This window comes from Parafilimonas sp., from assembly GCF_047606085.1.
Classification (GTDB): domain Bacteria; phylum Bacteroidota; class Bacteroidia; order Chitinophagales; family Chitinophagaceae; genus Parafilimonas.
In genome coordinates this window covers 49,983-65,176 of the sequence record NZ_JASGEX010000234.1, presented here as the reverse complement: position 1 = coordinate 65,176, position 15,194 = coordinate 49,983, and the positions used below count along the sequence as shown (strand labels likewise).

The following is a 15,194-nucleotide window of genomic DNA, read 5'->3' as shown; positions in this document are numbered from 1 at the left end:
TTATAATCACCTTGATTAATAATTGACGCGGTTTAAAAGTGTTGTTTCAGTTTACTGAAACTGTTTAAGTACCGGCAATATGATTACTGAAATTGAAATAGGCCAATGAGAACAATATTCTTTTTAATATTCACTGTTTTATCAGCAACTATTTATGCACAACAGCAAAACAGCCGGTTGCAATTACTGGGCACCCGCAGTTGGATACGTTTGGGCTGGGATGATGTTCCGGGCGTTGAAGCATATAACATTTATTGGTCTGCAAATGACGAAAGACCGCAGCAGCCTGATACGGTTATCAAAGCTGGCATTGGCAAATTTTACATACAAAATCTAACACCGGAAACATCCTATAAAGTGTGGCTGGAACCGGTTGCCGCCGGTGTTGTAAAAAATATTTTAACGGCCACAGTACGCACTCAAAAAAACTGGGTAGCAGATAGCCTTGAGCTGCAGGAACTGCAAACAAATCCCAGCTCCGCTGCAGTTCCCGAAGGCATGCAATTATTTTGGCAGGATGAGTTTAATGATGCATTGCTGAATCGCAATAAGTGGACAACCAATTATTTTTCTACGTTCAATTACATGGATGAAGCATCGAGAAATGAAATGCTTGAAGATAAATTGCCGCAGCCGGCTTACATATTAAACGGAAAAACAATTAACCTGTTTGTTAATGATTCATTGCCATACAGGTTATATAATGTAAAAGGCAACCAGAAAATATCTTCCATTCAAACCTATGACTGGCGTACCAATGAGAATTTGCTGAACAACAGCCGTGGCGGTTATTTTGAAGTAAAAGTAAAAAGAAGTAAAACCGGCAGTCCTAAAGGATTAAACACAGCATTTTGGTTCGATTCTCCCGGTCCTGATTTAAAATACTATTTGCAGCAAGGCTCAACAGTGAATGGCGTTGCAGGCATTCGCCCACCCGGCCAGGTTTTTGAAATTGATGTATTTGAGTTATTGAACGCACAATTCGTGTTGCATGGCCAGGTTGATAAAGATGGAAAGTTCGTACATAACCTGGCTACACACATAACAGAAGGCGTTCAGCACGAAAACAATTGGGTAACACATGGCATCTTATGGACACCCACCGCTATTAAACATTACATCAACGGCAAATTGATGGGTGAATATACCGACAGGCACAAAATATATTCCCCCGATCATTTTATGAGCGTATTCCTGGGGAGTTATGGATCTGACGGCGGCGTAAATATGGAGGTGGATTATATCCGTTATTATCAATGGCCGTTAAATGGTGGCAACGAACTGCCCAACCCTGGTTTTGAAGATGGCGATAGCCTTTTGCCATGGGAAGGTGATGGAACAAGGGTTCAGCATGCTGGTAATAACAATACTGCCGGCGTGTTATTAAAGCCCGGTCAAAAAATAGAACAATACGTTTACCTGAATAATGACACGGATTATAAATTGTCTTATTGGCATTACGGAAATGGCCGGCTTAATGTAAGCATAGATAATGTAGAAGCTGTTACGGGCACACTCACTTCACTCAACAAACAAGCGCCTGCCTGCAAAAACAATTTTACAGAAGACAGCATTAATTTTCATTCCGGTAAAGCCTTTGGAAATAATATGAAAACTATTCGCATTCATATTTCCAATGAAGGCTATTCAGACGTTATTCTTGATGATATCACCATTAAAAAGCCTTGATAAATTAATCATATGAATTAAAATTATTCTTATGCAACAAACACGTTTAAAACTTATACTCATCTCCGCATTCATATTTATTACAGCCAGCTCAGGCAGGAATATCCCGGTTTATAATGCAGGCAGTAATAACGTTAAAGTAATAACGTATAATGTGCATCATTGCAACCCGCCGGAGAAAGCAGGTGTTATTGATGTGAATGCCATTGCAGCAGTTATAAAAAAACAAAACGCAGATATTGCTGCTGTGCAGGAAATAGATGTAAATACAGTGCGTTCAGGAAAAATTAATGAAGCGGAACAACTGGCAACCAAAGCCGGTTACAAATCTTCCTTTTTTGCAAAAGCGATGGATTATGATGGCGGCCAGTACGGTATTCTTATCTTATCAAAGTATCCTTTAACCGAAACGAAAGCTTATGCTTTACCAATGGATTCGTCCAACGGAGGCGAGCAGCGCATGCTGGCAACAGGAACCGTTACACTTCCCGGTGGAAAAACCTTTCGCTTTGGCTGTACTCATTTGGAAGCTTATCATAAAACCAGCAGGGATTTACAGATTAAAGAAATCTGCCGTATTGCAGATGAAACATCGCTGCCATTTATTGTAGCGGGAGATTTTAATGCAAATGAAGGCAGCGATGTGATTAATACGCTTGATGAACATTTTATGCGCACCTGCAGTAATTGCCCGCCAACATTTTGGGAAGATGGTGAAACCGGCGCTATTGATTTTATTGCATCCAAGCCCAAAAATGCAATCACTGTTTTATCGCATAATGTAATACAGAATAAGGAAGCATCAGACCACATGCCCGTTGTAGCCGAACTGCAGTTAAAATAATCATTCAAAAAATATCATCCTTTTTCATGAACAGCAAAACAGCCGGTTTTTTATTAATGCTTACAATGCTTGCGTCATGCGCAGGCACAAAGCATGCGCATAAAAGAAAACTTACCTGGGAAGAAAATTTTAACCAGTTACATTCTTTTGATACAACCCGGTGGTCTAAAATACCACGTGGCCCATCAGACTGGAACCGGCACATGAGTGATTTTGACAGTTGTTATGCCATGCGTGATGGCAAGCTGATATTACGCGGTATAAATAATACAACGGTATCGAACGATACATCCAGATATCTTACCGGTGGCATTTACACAAAAGATAAAGTAAGCTTTGGTTTGGGAAGGCTCGAAATAAGGGCGAAGCTGAATGGTGCAACCGGCGCCTGGCCTGCATTCTGGCTATTGGGGCAGGGTGAAAAATATCCCGGTGGCGGAGAGATAGATATTATGGAGCATCTTAATTATGACAGCATTGCTTATCAAACCGTTCATTCTTATTATACTATTGACTTAAATATAAAACACGATCCTGAGCATGGCGGCACAGCGCCGATTAAACTAAATGAATTTAATACATACGCTGTGGAGAAATACCGCGACAGTGTTGTGTTTTACGTAAATGATAAAAGAACATTTGCTTATCCGCGTATTAAAACAGATAAGAAAGATCAGTTTCCTTATGCCAGTGCCAACCATTATTTATTGCTGGATATGCAGTTGGGCGGTAGCTGGGTTGGAAAAATTAATCCCGCAGACCTGCCTGTTGAAATGGAAATTGACCGGGTGCGGTTCTATACTTTTTAAATAGGATGAATAGTGATGATAAGTACATACAAAAACAGAATGTTTTCACATACCAAAAACATTAAGCAATATATGCTGCCACGCAAAAACAACGAACCAGCGCCTCGTTATACCCCGAATATTCCTGCCCGACTGATCCGGTCAGGCGGGGATTATTGTAAATTGAATATTGAGCATCCAGCGCTCTAAACTTTACAAATTCCCCACCAGCGCCTTAAACAGCGCCGTCATTTTCGGCTCGGCCTCACTGGCAGCAGCCAGCACTTCTTCATGGGTAATAATATTATCTTCTTCGCGAATGCCCATATCGGTAATAATGCTCATGGCAAATACCTTCATGCCCACGTGTACGGCAGCAATCGCTTCCTGCACGGTGCTCATGCCCACCGCATCGCCGCCCACCGTTTTAATAAGCTTATATTCCGAACGGGTTTCAAAGGTGGGGCCGGTAACCCCGCAATACACACCTTCCTTCACTTCATGCCCCAGGTCTTTTGCAATGGCTTTTGCTTTTTCAATAAGCGCTTTGCTGTACGGCTCGCTCATGTCAGGAAACCGGGTGCCCAGCGCCTCTTCATTTTTACCGATGAGCGGATTTATGGTAAAAAAGCTGATATGGTCGTTAATGATCATCATGTCCCCTACTTTAAACGAAGGGTTCACGCCGCCTGCCGCGTTAGACAAAAGGAGGGTTTCTACGCCCAGCATCTTCATTACCCGGATAGGGTAAACCACCTGCTGCAAGGCATAACCTTCATAAAAATGAAAACGGCCGGCCATAACCACAACCAGCTTATTGTTTATACTGCCAAAAACCAGCTTGCCTTTATGGCCGGCAACGGTGCTTACGGGGAAATGCGGCAGATCGCTGTAATCAATCTCATACTCCACCTGCATGCCGCTGGTAAAATTGCCAAGCCCGCTGCCCAATACCACGCCAACCAATGGCTGCTTTGCATATTTTAACCTGATAAAAGCAACAGTTTCGCTTAATTGCTGTATTAAATTATTTTCCATGATGTATAAAGAAGGCGCCAAAGATAAAGGCAGTTTATTGCAATCTGCGTTTATTTGCATAACCTGCAGATAAAGGCATGCAGGAAGCCAGGATAATGATTTGCCCTGGTGTTCCAGGCTTTTAAGCCTGGGTTAATTTCTTTATCCCGGGCTAACGTTAAAAAAACAAGCGCCAAATACAGTTAAACGAATGGCTATAATTCCTCCATATTTAAAACCGGGCGATACCATTGGCATGATCTGTCCATCGGGCTGCATGCCGCCTGAAAAAATTCAGCGCTGTATGAATATGCTGCAGCAATGGGGTTTTACCGTTAAACAGGGAAAAACATTAGGCACGCAATGCAGTTATTTTTCCGGCACAGATGAAGACAGATTAAATGACCTGCAAACCATGCTGGATGATGAAGCGGTAAAAGCCATCTTTTGCGCAAGGGGCGGCTATGGCTTAAGCCGGATAATTGACAACATCAACTTTGAAAAATTTGTGCAACATCCTAAATGGATCATCGGCTACAGCGATATAACCCTGTTGCTTTCCCATGTGCATTCAAACTATAACATTGCTTCCCTGCATGCGCCCATGGCATCTGCATTTAATGACATGGAAGAAGGTGAAGGTTACATTCAGTCCATATTCAACAGCATTACGGGCCAACCACAATTTTATACCATTTCAGCACATGCTTTAAACAGGAATGGGCTTGCACAGGGTGAACTATCTGGCGGCAACCTGGCCTTGCTGGCACATATTGTTGGTTCAGCGTCGGATATTGATACAAAAAATAAAATACTGTTTATAGAAGACATTGGCGAATACTTATATAATGTTGACAGGATGCTGCTGCAACTGAAACGCGCCGGCAAATTAGATGGGCTTGCTGGTTTTATAGTTGGAAGGTTTGCCGATATGAAAGACACCGCCATTCCTTTTGGGCAGGAATTATATGAACTGATATTTGATAAAGTGAAAGAATATACTTATCCGGTTTGCTTCGGTTTTCCCGTTGGCCATGTGAAGGAAAACTATGCACTGAAGGTTGGGACAAACTTTCGGTTTAATGTGAACGGAGATGCTGTAACGCTTGCAGAGCAGGCAGGGTAGAAAGCTATTTATTATAGGTTAGTTTTCCCAGGCTGCGCAATGCATAATAAATCGTGCTTAAATGCATGCTTTGCATGATCTTATTATCATCAATCAACTGCATCAGCTCATCAAAACTTATTTCATACACATCAATCTCTTCATTTGCATCGAGCGACTGGCCTTTTGTTTTTCTGCCGCCCGTTGCCAAAAACATGTGCATAAGGTTGGTGTTGGTAGAAGGATTGGCCGAAATTTTTCCCAGCGGTTTTATTTCATCAAATTCATATCCTGTTTCCTCAAGCAATTCCCGCCGGATGCCATCTTCATACGATGCATCGTCAGCATCTACGCAACCGCCGGGCAATTCAATGCATACTTCACCCAAAGCCTGGCGGTATTGCTTGGTTATTAATATTTTCCCTTCCTCCGTTAAAGCAAAAGCCGTGGCCCATTCCGGAAATTCAAATACATAATAATCATCAATGATTTTGCCGTCATTCCGCTCGCAAACATCTTTCCTCACGGTAAACCAGGTGGCATGCGATAAATATTCAGACGATAAGGTTTTCCATTTTAAATGTCCATCGTTTTCCAAAATATTGCTCATGTTTTATTATTTGTTTTTGTAAAAATAACTATCGCTGTTTGTTTTATGATACCGGCAAATATCGTTGTGGCAACGTTCCTTGCGTCACAACACTTCATCTGAAGTTTTTCATGGCAGCATACTCCAACTCAACAACAAATTCAATAATCAACTTTAAAATAAATGAAACCCGTGAACTTGTGAACAAGTAAACTCCCAATCTTTACCAGTCCATTCTTTCCCGCAGGCTTTTAATATGCGCCACATGGTGTTTGCCATGCCAGGCATACATGCCCAGCAATTCCCAAAGGCTTATCTTCTTTTTATGCTCCGGGTGAAAAACAGTTCGTTCCCAGGCATCATCATGTATGTCTTTTATAGTTGCATATAACCGTTGGTGCAAGGCATGCAATAAGGTTAATGATATATTTACGGGCAGCGTTTTTGTATCATTCAATTGTGCCCAGGCATCCTGGTTATATGGTTTTATGGTGGGGTCATTTTCTGTAAGCCCCAGCCTGAAACGCATGTAGGCGTTTATATGGCTGTCGGCAATATGGTGCACCAGTTGATGGACCGTCCAGCCGCCTTCGCGATAAGGTGTTTGCAGTTGCGCCTCATCTAAATTTTGAATAGTCATCTCCAGTTCCGATGGCAGGAATTTAATATCCAGCAGCCATTCTTCCTTTTGCTTTTGCGAAAAAGGTTGTGGCAAAAACTGGCCTTTGGGAAAGCGTAAATCTATGCTCATAAAATTGAAATTGCTGGTAAACGGCGTAAATATCTTTAAAACCCCGTTATATTTACAGGGGTTAAAAAACCTTGGCGGTTAACTTTTCTTATTTGGCTATGGATGCCTATATTTGCAGCCCCAAAAGGGGAACAGGCCTCGTAGCTCAATTGAATAGAGCATTTGACTACGGATCAAAAGGTTTCAGGTTTGAATCCTGACGAGGTCACACTTAGCCAGTACGATATTCATTGTATTGGCTTTTTTATTTTGTGTATCTCCCTGTAAACCACCCTAACACTACACCAATATTCTATTAGCAATCCATTAACATTCTGGGACTGTTTTAGGACTGCAAAAAAATTTCCGCTAAATAGCCTTGAAATCTCATTTTACTCAACTTTTTTGATATATATAATAAAATAAACAATGAAGAACATTGCTGTTAAGGTCTCTTTTCGATTATTGAATAGTAAACTGAATAAAGAGAAAGATATTGTACCCGTTTATATGCGTTTGCGTTTCAACGGTCAATATAAAAATCTTAGTAACGGCATTTGGATTTCCTCCTCTGATTGGATAAAGAAAAAATGCAGAATAAAAGGTACATCTTATAAGGCGGTCACAATGAATAATCAGCTTTCTGATTTGGAAAATCGTGTATATGAAATCATCAGTGATCTTGTCTTAGCCCCTAAAAGACTGGACAAAAATTGTAAAACAATTTAGTCAAACCCGGCCTGTGCCTGTAAGCTGATGTTTATGGATAAGGGGCTTTTTTGTGCTATAAATAACCTTATACCTTTATAACCGTTATAACAACAGCCTGCATGCAGCAGTTATAATGTAACCATCCTTACCTGTTTTAAAATCTTCTATAGTATAACAACAACCCCATAAGGCAAGACCGGCAACCGCAGGTTTTCCCAATTTTTTCGGGACAAGCTGTTCAACAACGCTTTCATTGCCCGTACTTCGTACGCATCGAAAGCTTAGTTATTACCAGCCGTTTTTCTGTCGCTCTATTTTTGCTTTATCAGTTTTCTGTGGTTAAGTCCCCAATTTTGCAGTTCTCTTGCTATCGGAATAAGTGTCTGTCCGTATTTTGTCAAAGCATAAGTTACGGTAATTGGTCGTGTGTTTTGGATTGTCCGTGTTACGATTTTGTTTTCTTCAAGTGTTTTCAACTCTTTGGAAAGCATTTTTGCAGAAATACCTGTAATTGCTTTTTCTATCTTTTTGAAGTGTTGTAGTTCGTCAGTATTTTTACCAATATACAACACTATCAAAAGTTTCCATTTTCCACCCAATAATTCAAGGCTGTCCCGCAATGCTAATAGATTGTTTGTGCATTCTTGACTTGTCGTTTCTTGTTTTTTTGTTGCCATAGTTACTTTGATGTAATTGGTTACCTTCGGTAAACTGATAACAAAAGTAAACTATCTTATACAAAGCTTTGCTGCTCACAGTAAAAAATTAGAAAAATGAGATTTGAGAACAAACAAGTTTTGATTACAGGCGGTAGCACAGGTATGGGATTTGCTACCGCAAAAGCATTCATACATGAAGGTGCAGGTGTGATAATAACAGGAAAAAATCCCGACAATTTAAGAAAGGCAACAGAGGAAATAAATAGCCCGAAACTAAAAGCGGTCGTTTCTGATATTGCCGATTTGTCGGACATAGCAAACTTGGAAAAAGTCGTAGTTCAATCGGGAAGAAAACTTGATGTTGTTTTTCTTAACGCAGGTATTTCAATATTTACGCCAATTGCCGCTACTACTGTTGAAGATTTTGATGCAATGTTCAATGTGAACGTAAGAGGATTGTTTTTTACGTTGCAAAAACTCATTCCTCACTTGGCAGAAAACGCTTCCATTTTGGTTACTTCATCAGGTTCGGCTACCACTTCCAGAGCCGGCACAAGCGTTTATTCCGCAACAAAAGCCGCAGTAAATGTAATTGCCCGCATTGCAGCCAATGAATTGTCAGACAAAAAAATCAGAGTGAATATTATCAGTCCGGGGCTAATTGACACGCCAATTTTAGCAAAGTCAATGCCTGTCGAAGCTGTTCAGGCACTTAAAGCCAATATTTCTACTCAAAATGCCGTCAAAAGAATTGGAAAACCCGAAGATATTGCCAACACGGCTCTTTTCTTAGCCTCCGATGAAGCGTCTTTTATCTCAGGTGTTGAATTGTTAATTGATGGTGGCTTCAGGATATTAAAGTAAATCAATAAAAGTATTTAAAAACAATGAGAGTAGTGTTATATGCAAATGTGTCAGCCAACGGAAAAATATTGTTGTCTGAAAACTTAAATCATCAGGCGCCGCAAGAAATAATCAATTTTTCTGTGCAGGATATTAAACAAGCGAAAAACCTTGTAATGGGAAGAAAGTCGTTTGAAGTTTTTGAAAAGGCTTTTGGTGGTGCAGCCGCAATCAAAGCCGCCTTTCCCGATGTGGAATTTGTTTGGCTTTCTACAACGGCACAAACAAACGATGAACGCAAGGTTGCAAAAACGCCCGAAGAAGCCGTGAAATACTTGTCAGGAAAAGGAATTGATAAAATTATTGTAGGTGGTGGAACAGAAACCTACAATGCGTTTTTGGAAACGGATTTGATAACCGATGTCCTTTTTAATGTTGTCCCGATTATTACAAACGGTGGCGATTTGGGAAACAGCGATAAACTGAATATCAAATTCAAGTTGGCTGGTCAAAAACTTTTGACTGATGATGTTATTCAACTTCGTTACAGCAGAATTGAAAGGAGGAAGTCTCAAAAGTAAATTGAAGGCTTTGAGAATCGCTTAAACGAAAACTTTCTCCATCAGGTATCCGAATAAAAAAGAGGTTGACTCGACTTTTGACAGCCTCTTTACTGGTGCGAATGTTGGTTATAATGGTTCCGGTTGGGGACATGGGCCAAGAACATTTTTATTAAATCAGTTTAGACTTGGACAAAATGCAAACAATTCATGGGAGCTAGGCTTACAGTCTATGCTTCAAAACAACCAGGTTAATTTAACAGGCAGCTTGTTGAATGGACGGCGTCACTATACACGTATGTGATTGTAAGTTTTCCGAAATTTCAGGTCAGGCTATTTTTTAGCTCCAAGGCTTAAGCAGCAGAAAAGGTTCTGTTTAGACTTTGCTCAACGGCATTTGCACATAATAGCTTGACATAAATTGAGCTGTTAATCTGAATTGGCAAAATTTATTTTGAAGAATTTTTTTGCGGTAATAATTTGATAGCATTGAGCATTATTGCCAGACGGTATTATATCTACTTCAGCCACGGAATAGCCTCTTTTTTATAGCTTCCTGCAACGATGCTATGCTATTTTCTATTAGGAATAGAATCAATCTCGCCACGGTAAAAGGCGGTAATTATTAAAGCAAAGCATTTTGGGTTACTGCAATGAAGATACCGGAATGTATATTAACAACCCTGTCTTCCTTTAGCACTCAGGCAGGAGTTTATTTATTCCTTCAATGGCGCACCCGATCAGGCTGGCGCTTTCGCCCAATTCGGATACGGCTATCTGGGTTTGTTCCCTTATTTGAGCCATACAATAAGTATTTATGGATTGCAGTACGGGTAAAGTAATATACTGCCCGGCCCCTGCAATTCTTCCCTCCAGGATAATCAGTTCCGGGTTAAATATTTGTATAAGGGTTGAAATTCCTTTGCCGAGAGCGCTTCCAACCTGTGACAATAATTGTATAGCAAAAAGGTCACCTTTTTTTGCTGCATCAATAATTATTGCAGGGTCTATATTATCCAGGTTCTGATTGCTTAGTTCGTATAAAATGGAGCTTTGGCCTGATTTAATTCCTTCTTTTGCCATTTTAACAAGTGCAATGCCCGATGCAATCGTTTCCAGGCAGCCTTGTTTACCACAATAACACAATTTACCGTTATAATCAAAAGGTATATGCCCTATTTCGCCAGAGAATCCCAATGCGCCTTTTCTTACGTCTCCATCCATTATAATTCCAAGCCCTATGCCCCAATCCATTAAAAGAACCAAAGCGTCTTTTTTCCCTTGCGCCTTGCCATATTTCAGTTCCCCAAGCGCCGCGGCATTTACATCATTTTGAAGAATGACAGGCAAACCAAATAATGCCTCAAAGTATTCAGACAGTGTAATCCTGTTTGCAGGTTCTGTAAGATAGAAGAAAGTTTCACCATTAACCGTATTTATTAAACCCGGAAGGCATATACTCACACCAATCAGCTGTTTTTTATCTATCTGGGCCTCAGTCAGCAGCTTTTCTGCTTCTGCCACAATCGTGCTGATGTCTTCCCTTGATTTAGATAAGATAAAAGGAAAAGTAATTTTTTTAAAACACAGAACCGTATTGTCAAATATGGCTATTTTAACTGCAAATAATTCAATATCAATGCATAATATATAAAATAGATTAGGAGCCAGGCTGATAATTGAAGGGCGCCTTCCATTTTTTGAAATACCATTGCCTTTTCTTTCAATCCAATTTGCACCAAACAACCCTGAAAGTATTTTATTAACACTGGGAATGCTTAAGTTCATATTATCACAAAGGTTGGCAATAGAGGCTTCCTTTAATTCAAAAAGGGATTTTAATATTTTTATTTTCAGATGCCCTTCTTTGCCTTCATTTTCAGCAATGCTTTCCAAGACATCCCTGATACTTGTGTTATTGTTCATATTTAAAATAAGAAATGACGCAATAATAATATTATTAAACTATTAAATTCACCGCAATGATTCTGTAACATTTTTTTAACAAAAAAATGTTACATACTATATTTATTTAAATATTTTTTTTAATTAATAAAAAAAATAGATGTTTTTTTTATGTTTATTAATTATATTTAAGAATATTTGTATTAATTTATTGCTTTATATAATATAGAATAAGAGAAAGAAGTTTTTCGATTTTGTGTGTATAGAGATTTATAAAGTTAAATCAAATAGAATTGCTTATTTATAAGCGATATCCTGCATGAGATCGAATTGAGTTTTTATTCTATATAAGCTGGTAAAAAACGAGTAAGGATTCAATCAAGCCAAAGCAAATTAAAATCGCTTAAAACCAATTACTTATTAAAATTCCTCTGATAGACTTGATTGGCTGGGCGATGTTTTAATTGGGAGAATATTGGGTTAATATCAAGAACAAGGGATGGTTTTATAGCCGGCCCCCATCTGCTGTAGTTACTATATAAAATAGTTAATAAGAAAATCAATTGTTATGAAATTAAAAGTAAAGGCTTTGTTTTCAATGGCTTGTTTTGCGCATTCCGGCTGCGGAAAAGCATGCCTTTTCCTGTTCTCTTTTGGATTGTTAAGCAATGGCTTGCAGGCAAAAGATATAAAAAATCCATTCCGGAACAGAAGTGAATATGCCGCTGTCCCACCTTCGGTAAAATACACCGGCAAGCAAACTTTTGCAGTTGATATAACCGGAAAGGTTGTGGACAACAATGGCAACGCAGTGGCTGGCGCGACAATAAAGGTAAAGGGAAAAAACATTGGCACACAGGCAGATGAAAATGGAACGTTTAAACTAAATATTGCTGAAGAAAATGCAGTGCTTATAGTTTCCTCCATAGGTTATGAAACCAAAGAATTTACTGTTAGCGGCACATCTCCTTTAACAATAGTTCTAACTTCTAAAGATACTTCATTGAATGATGTGGTGGTTATTGGTTATGGAACGCAGAAAAAAGCTGATTTAACAGGCGCCGTTTCTACCGTATCGGCAACTGACTTAAATGAAGGTATTAACCAGTCTGTTTCGCATGCATTACAGGGCAGGGCGTCGGGCGTTACTGTAATTCAAAATTCCGGTGAGCCCGGGGGCAGTGTAGAAATAAGAATTCGCGGCGCCGGTACGCTCAACGATAATACCCCCCTGTACGTTGTTGATGGCATTATTACTTCAGGTATTTCCGATATTAATCCGGCGGATATAGAAAGCATGTCTATATTAAAAGATGCTGCTTCGGCCGCCATTTATGGATCAAGAGGCGCCAATGGCGTTGTGATCGTAACAACTAAAAAAGGCAGCAAGGGCCAAAAAACAACGTTTTCGTTAAATACAAGCCAGGGCCTGCAGCAGGTATGGCGCATGCCTACTTCCTTAACTGCAGCAGAAAGGAATACAATTCATACCGAAGCCCTTACAAATGATGGTACAGATACAAGCTCAACCTCATGGGATTATTATACCGATGCCGACAATGCTATAACCCGTACCGACTGGTTTAAGGAAATACTCCGTACGGCTTATACTTCAACGCAGGACCTTGCAATCAGGGGAGGCTCAGATAAGTCGAACTATTCTTTAAGTTTTGGGTTCCTCGATAACAATGGTACTTTGCTGAATACTTATTTCAAGCGGTATAACCTCAGGTTTAACAGCCAGCACCAAATTACCAAAAACCTGGAGTTTGGTGAAAATGCCTATCTGGTGTCTTCTGATACAAGGCAGGGTGACACCAGAAGCGACTATAGCGGCATACTTTCCGATGCTTTGTTCATGTTCAGGAATATACCGGTTTGGGAAGATAAGGCCAACGGGGTATATGGCGCTCCTGTGGCAGACATAAATAATCCTGTGGCAGCTATTCAGCTTATTAATAATCGCACTTATGGTACCACAGCAGGCGGAAATGCGTATCTGCAGTACAAGCTATGGGATATTTTTACAATTAAATCTGATTTTGCCTATTGGTGGAGTCATTCCAAATACAAATCGTTTACTGACTCGTCTTCCAGCGGCGGCAGGAGCTTTGGGCAAAATGAATTATATGAGAATTACGCTACAGGGCGAAACTGGATATGGAATAATACCATAACGGCTGATAAAACTTTGGGCAAGCACCATATCTCCGGTTTGATAGGCATGTCTTCGGAATCTGATTACAGCGAGGGTATTTCCGCAACCGCTACAGACTTCACGAACCAGGATGAATCGCTCTGGTATTTCAGCAATGCAAGTACTTTTTCAGACCATATAACCGGTTCGGCCAGCGATTATACCTTGATAGGTTACTTTGCCCGCGCTGCTTATGAGTATGATAATAAATATCTTATAGCCGCAAACGTGCGCCGGGACGGGTCTTCAAAATTTGGCCCCAACCACCGTTGGGGAACCTTTCCCTCGGTTTCCGGCGGCTGGAGAATTTCAAAAGAAAATTTTTTCAAAAGGCTTACGCCTGTCGTTTCTGATTTAAAAATACGCGCCAGCTGGGGCCAGCTTGGAAACGATAAAATCAGCAACTATCAATACTATAGCACATTAAGCTCGGTAGAATCTCCAACGCTGGGAGGCGCTGCATATACTGCCCTTGCATCCACCAGCATTGCCAACGAAGATATTAAGTGGGAAGTGACCACTCAAACGGATGTAGGTATTGATTTGGGCTTATTGAAAAACAGCCTGATAATTACCGCCGACTATTACAATAAAAAAACAACTGATATTCTTGTGCAGGTTCCATTGGTTTCATCATTCGGTATAAATACTGCTCCCTACAAAAATGCAGGTTCGGTTTCCAATAAAGGGTTTGAAATAGGAGCGTCTTACAGGGGCAATGCGGGAAATTTTAATTATGAAATAGGTGGCAATATAGCGCATGTAACAAATAAGCTCTTAACATTTGGCATATCAGGCTCAGAAGACATTTATGTGTCTGATTATAAAAACACGTATGTAGGCCGTATATCAGAAGGCTTGCCGTTAGGCCATTTTTATGTGTTGAGGGCTTTAGGCTTATTCCAGTCACAGGAAGAAATTAATAATTATGTAAATGCAGATGGCGATCTGATCCAGCCCGATGCAGAGCCTGGGGACGTAAAATTTGAGGATGTAGACGGCGATGGCACAATAAGCTCTAGTGATAAGATAAACGGAGGCAACAGTTTTCCCAATTTTACCTATAGTTTTAATTTTTCAGCCAGCTATAAAGGCTTCGACTTTTCTATGATGTGGCTGGGTAGTTCAGGGAACAAAATATTCAATGGCCTGAAGCTTGGAGGCATATTTATGGAGGGCACTACCTATAATAACAGCAAAGAAATACTTAACCGGTGGACGCCCGAAAATACCAATACCATGGTGCCCAGAGTAACCATAACTGACCCCAATAATAACAGGGCATACAGTACACTGTATCTTGAAGACGGCAGTTTTGCACGCATGAAATACCTTACCCTGGGATACACTTTTGATAAAAAGCTTCTCGGCGACAGGATTTCAAAGCTGAGGTTATACCTCACTGCACAAAACCTGATAACCATTACCAACTATTCAGGTTTTGACCCGGAAGTAGGGGCGGATGTTAACAGCAGCAGTAACATATACGGGATAGACAGAGGATTCTATCCGCAATCCAAATCTTTCATTTTCGGTATAAACTTTAATTTTTAATAA

13 protein-coding genes and 1 tRNA gene are annotated in these 15,194 nt (G+C 40.2%); 9 read left to right on the top strand and 5 right to left on the bottom strand.

What is annotated here, in order from left to right; genetic code table 11:
• Positions 1–105 precede the first annotated feature (105 nt).
• From QM629_RS21080 to QM629_RS21070, 3 genes are read left to right on the top strand one after another with little or no spacing between them, the layout of a single operon-like run.
• Positions 106–1,689, top strand: a complete 1,584-nt coding sequence (locus QM629_RS21080) for a hypothetical protein (RefSeq protein WP_415161890.1) — start codon at positions 106–108, stop codon at positions 1,687–1,689.
• A gap of 31 nt (positions 1,690–1,720) precedes the next feature.
• The gene (locus tag QM629_RS21075; RefSeq protein ID WP_415161889.1) at positions 1,721–2,533 is read left to right on the top strand and encodes an endonuclease/exonuclease/phosphatase family protein; all 813 of its coding nucleotides are present in this window, start codon (positions 1,721–1,723) and stop codon (positions 2,531–2,533) included.
• 26 nt (positions 2,534–2,559) lie between these two features.
• Complete coding sequence (locus QM629_RS21070; RefSeq protein ID WP_415161888.1) at positions 2,560–3,342, top strand: glycoside hydrolase family 16 protein; 783 nt, start codon at positions 2,560–2,562, stop codon at positions 3,340–3,342.
• A gap of 192 nt (positions 3,343–3,534) precedes the next feature.
• Here QM629_RS21070 and QM629_RS21065 read toward each other — a convergent pair whose 3' ends face one another.
• Positions 3,535–4,419 carry a purine-nucleoside phosphorylase gene (locus tag QM629_RS21065; RefSeq protein ID WP_415161887.1) on the bottom strand — a complete coding sequence of 295 codons (885 nt, stop codon included), beginning with the start codon at positions 4,417–4,419 and terminating at the stop codon, positions 3,535–3,537.
• A 130-nt stretch (positions 4,420–4,549) separates the two neighbouring features.
• Here QM629_RS21065 and QM629_RS21060 point away from each other — a divergent pair, with 130 nt between their 5' ends.
• Positions 4,550–5,464, top strand: a complete 915-nt coding sequence (locus QM629_RS21060; protein ID WP_415161886.1) for a S66 peptidase family protein — start codon at positions 4,550–4,552, stop codon at positions 5,462–5,464.
• A gap of 4 nt (positions 5,465–5,468) precedes the next feature.
• Here QM629_RS21060 and QM629_RS21055 read toward each other — a convergent pair whose 3' ends face one another.
• Positions 5,469–6,053: an NUDIX hydrolase gene (locus QM629_RS21055; protein WP_415161885.1), complete on the bottom strand. Its 585-nt coding sequence runs from the start codon at positions 6,051–6,053 to the stop codon at positions 5,469–5,471.
• Positions 6,054–6,255: 202 nt separating this feature from the next.
• Positions 6,256–6,783, bottom strand: coding sequence for a YfiT family bacillithiol transferase (locus tag QM629_RS21050; protein WP_415161884.1), 528 nt, complete (start codon positions 6,781–6,783; stop codon positions 6,256–6,258).
• Between the two features lie 134 nt (positions 6,784–6,917).
• On the opposite strand from QM629_RS21050, the gene QM629_RS21045 reads away from it, so the two are divergent.
• Positions 6,918–6,991, top strand: a tRNA-Arg gene (locus QM629_RS21045).
• Between the two features lie 200 nt (positions 6,992–7,191).
• A complete protein-coding gene (locus QM629_RS21040; RefSeq protein WP_415161883.1) occupies positions 7,192–7,491 on the top strand; it encodes an Arm DNA-binding domain-containing protein in 300 nt (99 codons plus the stop codon).
• Between the two features lie 293 nt (positions 7,492–7,784).
• On the opposite strand, the gene QM629_RS21035 is transcribed toward QM629_RS21040, so the two are convergent.
• Entirely contained in the window at positions 7,785–8,150 is a 366-nt protein-coding gene (locus QM629_RS21035; protein WP_415161882.1) for a winged helix-turn-helix transcriptional regulator, read from the bottom strand.
• A gap of 96 nt (positions 8,151–8,246) precedes the next feature.
• Between QM629_RS21035 and QM629_RS21030 the strand changes: the two genes are divergently transcribed.
• Entirely contained in the window at positions 8,247–8,996 is a 750-nt protein-coding gene (locus QM629_RS21030) for an SDR family oxidoreductase (protein WP_415161881.1), read from the top strand.
• A gap of 23 nt (positions 8,997–9,019) precedes the next feature.
• On the top strand, positions 9,020–9,556 hold the full coding sequence (locus tag QM629_RS21025) for a dihydrofolate reductase family protein (protein WP_415161880.1): 537 nt from the start codon (positions 9,020–9,022) through the stop codon (positions 9,554–9,556).
• Positions 9,557–10,228: 672 nt separating this feature from the next.
• Here the strand turns inward: QM629_RS21025 and QM629_RS21020 are convergent.
• The gene (locus QM629_RS21020) at positions 10,229–11,461 is read right to left on the bottom strand and encodes an ROK family protein (RefSeq protein WP_415161879.1); all 1,233 of its coding nucleotides are present in this window, start codon (positions 11,459–11,461) and stop codon (positions 10,229–10,231) included.
• A 547-nt stretch (positions 11,462–12,008) separates the two neighbouring features.
• Between QM629_RS21020 and QM629_RS21015 the strand changes: the two genes are divergently transcribed.
• A complete protein-coding gene (locus QM629_RS21015) occupies positions 12,009–15,191 on the top strand; it encodes a SusC/RagA family TonB-linked outer membrane protein (RefSeq protein ID WP_415161878.1) in 3,183 nt (1,060 codons plus the stop codon).
• The last annotated feature ends 3 nt before the right edge of the window (positions 15,192–15,194 follow it).

Excerpts from the sequence above, each read along its gene's own strand:
- QM629_RS21080 (WP_415161890.1), top strand. The coding sequence starts at position 106 with ATGAGAACAATATTCTTTTTAATATTCACTGTTTTATCAGCAACTATT.
- QM629_RS21075 (WP_415161889.1), top strand. The coding sequence starts at position 1,721 with ATGCAACAAACACGTTTAAAACTTATACTCATCTCCGCATTCATATTT.
- QM629_RS21070 (WP_415161888.1), top strand. The coding sequence starts at position 2,560 with ATGAACAGCAAAACAGCCGGTTTTTTATTAATGCTTACAATGCTTGCG.
- QM629_RS21065 (WP_415161887.1), bottom strand. The coding sequence starts at position 4,419 with ATGCAAATAAACGCAGATTGCAATAAACTGCCTTTATCTTTGGCGCCT.
- QM629_RS21060 (WP_415161886.1), top strand. The coding sequence starts at position 4,550 with ATGGCTATAATTCCTCCATATTTAAAACCGGGCGATACCATTGGCATG.
- QM629_RS21055 (WP_415161885.1), bottom strand. The coding sequence starts at position 6,053 with ATGAGCAATATTTTGGAAAACGATGGACATTTAAAATGGAAAACCTTA.
- QM629_RS21050 (WP_415161884.1), bottom strand. The coding sequence starts at position 6,783 with ATGAGCATAGATTTACGCTTTCCCAAAGGCCAGTTTTTGCCACAACCT.
- QM629_RS21040 (WP_415161883.1), top strand. The coding sequence starts at position 7,192 with ATGAAGAACATTGCTGTTAAGGTCTCTTTTCGATTATTGAATAGTAAA.
- QM629_RS21035 (WP_415161882.1), bottom strand. The coding sequence starts at position 8,150 with ATGGCAACAAAAAAACAAGAAACGACAAGTCAAGAATGCACAAACAAT.
- QM629_RS21030 (WP_415161881.1), top strand. The coding sequence starts at position 8,247 with ATGAGATTTGAGAACAAACAAGTTTTGATTACAGGCGGTAGCACAGGT.
- QM629_RS21025 (WP_415161880.1), top strand. The coding sequence starts at position 9,020 with ATGAGAGTAGTGTTATATGCAAATGTGTCAGCCAACGGAAAAATATTG.
- QM629_RS21020 (WP_415161879.1), bottom strand. The coding sequence starts at position 11,461 with ATGAACAATAACACAAGTATCAGGGATGTCTTGGAAAGCATTGCTGAA.
- QM629_RS21015 (WP_415161878.1), top strand. The coding sequence starts at position 12,009 with ATGAAATTAAAAGTAAAGGCTTTGTTTTCAATGGCTTGTTTTGCGCAT.